The sequence below is a fragment of the Kitasatospora sp. NPDC057738 genome (genome assembly GCF_042798815.1).
Classification (GTDB): Bacteria; Actinomycetota; Actinomycetes; order Streptomycetales; family Streptomycetaceae; genus Kitasatospora; species Kitasatospora lactacystinica.
This window is the reverse complement of sequence record NZ_JBHVJT010000093.1, coordinates 35265-39582: the sequence shown is the minus strand read 5'-3', so window position 1 is coordinate 39582 and position 4318 is coordinate 35265. Positions and strand designations below refer to the sequence as shown.

At 75.2% G+C, this 4318-nt stretch carries 3 protein-coding genes and 1 pseudogene; 2 read left to right on the top strand and 2 right to left on the bottom strand.

Features of this window, described 5'->3' with window-relative positions; all coding sequences use genetic code 11:
• Positions 1–159, bottom strand: a pseudogene (locus ACFVGO_RS35070) (electron transfer flavoprotein subunit beta); the annotation flags it as partial.
• Positions 160–529: 370 nt separating this feature from the next.
• On the opposite strand from ACFVGO_RS35070, the gene ACFVGO_RS35065 reads away from it, so the two are divergent.
• Both ACFVGO_RS35065 and ACFVGO_RS35060 read left to right on the top strand, forming a co-directional pair.
• On the top strand, positions 530–1801 hold the full coding sequence (locus tag ACFVGO_RS35065; protein WP_359912434.1) for a hypothetical protein: 1272 nt from the start codon (positions 530–532) through the stop codon (positions 1799–1801).
• Entirely contained in the window at positions 1798–2367 is a 570-nt protein-coding gene (locus tag ACFVGO_RS35060; protein ID WP_359912431.1) for a hypothetical protein, read from the top strand. Before ACFVGO_RS35065 ends, ACFVGO_RS35060 begins: the two co-directional genes overlap by 4 nt.
• On the opposite strand, the gene ACFVGO_RS35055 is transcribed toward ACFVGO_RS35060, so the two are convergent.
• Positions 2336–4318, bottom strand: a 1983-nt coding sequence (locus ACFVGO_RS35055) for a tetratricopeptide repeat protein (protein WP_380636172.1), incomplete at its 5' end; no start/stop codon positions are given. The genes ACFVGO_RS35060 and ACFVGO_RS35055 overlap by 32 nt on opposite strands.

Genomic DNA, 4318 nt, shown 5'->3' with positions numbered 1-4318 from the left:
CGCCTCCGCGATCCGCAGCGCCTGCTCCACGCCGTACTCGTCCAGCTCCGACAGCAGGCCGTCCACACCCTCCCGGTCGGTGGTGTGGTCGTCCGCGAAACGACGGTCACCCGTCGCGTCCGGGACGTGCTTCACACAGACGACGATCCTCAAGCTCATGAGCGGTTCTCCTGTCACGGGTGCACGGGTGCACTGGATCCATGGCCTCAGGCATGCCGAGGGTACTGAGTGCCAAGTCCGGCCCGGCGCGGCCCGCGCACCGCAAGCACCACCTGGACCGGCATACCGTGTCGGCTCTCTTCGACTGGCGTCAGAGGCTCCACGGAGAGAATACGGCACTCAGTACCCCTGGTAAAGGAACTCAGTACCCTTCCCGGCTCCGGGGGCCGGCCGGCGGCGCGGGAAGCGGACACAAGGTTTCCGCAAGCACCGACCAGATCGCGTCATGGAATCCGCCAGACACCCCGGGGACCATCGACCCCGGGGCCCGCGAACGGCCCCGAACCTGGGATCAAGGAGGGGGAGAAGGATGACCTTGGTGCACGGGGAACAGGACATCACCACGACGGACGGAACGCGCCGGACGCCGGCGCCCTGGAGCAACAACGGGCCATGGGAAACCCTGCGGGACCGCAAGGAGGTGCTCGTGGTCGCACAGACCATGGTGTACGCCAAGCGGCTGCACGACTTCTACTCGCTGCTCGCCCCGGACCTGCGGGTCCACGTGCAGTTCACGGTGGCACCGCACATGTTCAACGGGGGCGCCGCGGAGATCCTCCGGGCGCTGGGCGGCACCGTACTGCCGTGGGAGCAGGCGGTCCGGCGCGAGTTCGACCTGATCCTGGCCGCCGGCTCCCAGGGGATCGAGCAGCTGCACGGCCCGGTCGTCCGGCTGCCGCACGGGGCCGGCAACATCAAGCTGGCACGGCGCAGCGCCCCGGACGGCGAGCGGGCGGCCATCGGGCTCGGACGGGACTACCTCTACTGGGAGGGACGGCTCGTCCCCACCTCGTTCGCCCTGGCCCACGAGGAGGAACTGCTCGAACTCCGGCGCGGCTGCCCGGACGCCCTGCCGATCGCCGAAGTGGTCGGCGACCCGTGCTACGACCGCATCTCCGCGGCACTGCCGCACCGGGAGGACCACCGGAGCGCCCTGGGGCTGCGGCCGGACGAGAAGCTGGTGCTGGTCTCCTCCACCTGGGGCGACGGCTCGCTCTTCACCCGCCTCGACGCCGTGCTGCCCAGACTGACCTCGGAACTGCCCCGGCACGGCTACCGGGCCGTCCTGCTGCCCCACCCCAACATCGCGGCCCAGCACTCGGCCTACGCGGTGCGCTCCTGGGCGAAGGCCACCACCCGGGGAGCCGTCACGGTGATCCCGCCCGAGACGGACTGGCGGCCGCTGCTGGTCGCCGCCGACTTCGTCATCGGGGACCACGGCTCGGTCACCCTGTACGGCGCGATGACCGGCGTCCCCGTCCTGCTCGCCGAGTACCCGCACCGGCACGTCAACCCGCGCTCGCCGGCCGCGCAGCTCGCCCGGACCGCCCCCGCGCTCGCCCCCGGACACCCGCTCACCGATCAACTCGCCTACGCCGCCGAGCAGTACCGCCCGGAGGACTACGCGGCCATCGCCGACCGGATCAGCTCCGAACCGGGCCGATTCGACCGCAACGCCCGCCGGCTGCTGTACCGCGTCCTCGGGCTCGGCCAGCCGGCGCACACCCCGGATCCGGAACCGCTCCCGCTGCCCGAACCGCTGGACGCGATCGCGGCGGCCGACGCGCGGCGGGCCGGATGACCGCCGCGCTGCACACGGTGCGCCTGGCGCCGGTCCGCCCCGGCGCGCACGACGGCTCCGCGACCACGCTGTTCGAGGCCCGGGTGACGTCCACCGCCGGTGTCCGCCACGGACTGCTGGCCGCCGACCCGGCGGCCACGGCGGCGGCGGAGCGGCCGGGGCCCGGGTTCGTGGACGAGCACCTCGTGCTCGACCTCACCGAGCCCGGCGGCCTGCGCTGGCGCCGGCACGCCGACGTGCTGCACCTCGGTCCCGTTCCGGCGGCGGACGCCCACGCACGGCTCGCGGGACTGCTCTCCGCGCACCCCGGGTGTGCGGTGGCCACGGCCGAACACCGTCCGGGAGCGGTGCTGGTGCTCGCCCGGACCGGGGAACGGCTCGTCCTGCGGGCCTCCGGTCCGGGCGGCGGGCCCGTCCCGCCGCCGGCCCTCGGCTCGCTGGCGCACGCCTGGCTGGCGGCCGGACGGACGCTGGACGAACTCGACCGGGTCAGCGCCGCCGGGTGCCGCACCCCGGGCTCCGGGTGGAACCGGCTCACGCCTCCGGTTCGCCCGGACAGGGAGTGACGGCGCCGTCCACACCGTACGCGGCGAGGCGGCCGGCCAGTCTGGCCGCCTCGGCCGCGGCACCGACCTCCTGGTACCGGGCCCTGGACTGCTCGAACCGGGCCCGCGCCGCGTCCGGCCGGCCGCGCAGCTCCTCGACCTGCCCGGCGAACTCCAGCGTCCGCGCCTCCCAGTGCGCGGACAGCCGGGCCCGGAACCCCGCCAGAGCCTCCTCCAGATGGGCCTCGGCACGCTCGTACGCACCCAGCCGGCCGTGCGCCAGGCCCAGGAAGGCCGTCGCGCGGGCCGCCTCGTAGTCGTCCTCGATCGAGGCCAGCTCGCGGCCCGCCCGCTCGACCGGCTCCACCGCCTCGGCCGCCCGGCCGGCCAGCAGCAGCACCTCGCCGTACGCCAGCCGGGCCAGCGCCGAACCGCGCAGGTAGTCCTCGGCCTCGCGGAGCCGGACCACCTCGTGCAGGCACTCGGCGGCCGCGTCCAGCCGGCCGGCCATCCGGTGGGTCTGGCTGAGCCCGTACAGCGCGTCCGCCTGCACCAGCGGACGGCCCAGCTCCCGGGCGAGGACGAGGGCTTCGCTGAACCAGCGCGCCGCCTCCTCCCCCTCCCCCGCGTTCCGCAGTCCGTTCCCGCCGTCCGTCAGCATCCGCAGCTCGCCGCTGCGGGAACCGGCCGCCCGGGCCGCGTCCAGGCCGATCCGGGTCGCCTCGACCCACAGCCGGGCCGGGCGCAGCCGCAGGAACAACGGCCACATGGCGTCCGCGAGTTGCCACGCCGCCGCGGGGCGGTCCAGCTCCCCGCACCAGCGCAGGACGCCCGCCAGCCGGTCGCGTTCCGCGTCGTACCACTCCAGGGCCGGGACGTCGCCCCCGAACTCCCGCGCCGGATGGACCGGGCGGCTGCGGTAGTCGCGGGCGAGGGTGCGGTGGGTCGGCGAGACGACCGCCTCGGCGGCCGTGGCCGAGGCGAGGTACCAGTCGACGAGCCGGTCCAGCGCGGCCCCGGTGGACCCGGCCGCCCGGACCCGCGCCCCGTGCGCCCGGGCGTGCAGCCGCACCAGGTCGTGGAAGCGGAACCGCTCCGGCCCGGTCTCCTCCAGCAGGTGCACATCGATCAGACCGTCCAGCAGCCGATCGGCCCCGGCCACGTCCACGTCCGCCAGCACGGCGGCGTTCTCCAGGGTGAACTCGGCGAAGGGCAGCAGGCCCAACAGCCCGTAGAGCCGGGCGGCCTCCGCTTCCAGCACACCGTAGGACGCGTCCAGCAGGTCCCGCACCGTCTCCCCCTCCACGTTCAGCACCGCCAGCCGGTCGGTGCCGCGGCCGAGCATCTCGGCCGTCGCCGCGAGCGACTGGGCCGGGCGCGCCGCTATGCGGGCCGCCGCCAGGCAGATCGCCAGCGGCAGCCCGGCACAGGCCTCCACCACCTCGGCCGCGGCGGCGCGCTCGTCGACCACCCGGTGCCTGCCGACCCGCGCGGCGAGGATCTCGGTGGAGGCCTCCCGGGCGAGCGGGCCCAACGGCCGGAACACCGCACCGTCGATGCCCAGCCCGGTGAGCCGGCGGCGGCTCGTCACCACGACCACCGTGTGGTCCGAGCCGGGCAGCAGCGGCCGCACCTGGGCGGCCGTCGAGGCGTTGTCCAGCAGCACCGCGATCCGCCGCTCCGCCGCCAGCGAGCGCCAGAGCGCGGCCCCCTCCTCCAGGCTCCCGGGCACCGGGGAGATCCCGAAGGCCCGCAGGAAGCCGCCGAGGGCCTCGGCCGGGTCGGCGGGGCCACCGGGCGCGTAGCCGCGCAGGTCCGCGTACAGCTGGCCGTCCGGGAAGCGGCCGGCCTGGGGGGGGAGGCAACGAACGAGGGAGGAGAGACTTCTTGCCCCAACGGGGGAGGTGACCCACAAAGAGGTGGGCGCCGCCACGACGTATCGGGGTGACGGGAGGGGGCAGGCCCTCCAGTC

What these genes read in the sequence shown, in the direction of transcription:
- ACFVGO_RS35065 (WP_359912434.1), top strand. Translation starts at nt 530, where the DNA reads ATGACCTTGGTGCACGGGGAACAGGACATCACCACGACGGACGGAACG.
- ACFVGO_RS35060 (WP_359912431.1), top strand. Translation starts at nt 1,798, where the DNA reads ATGACCGCCGCGCTGCACACGGTGCGCCTGGCGCCGGTCCGCCCCGGC.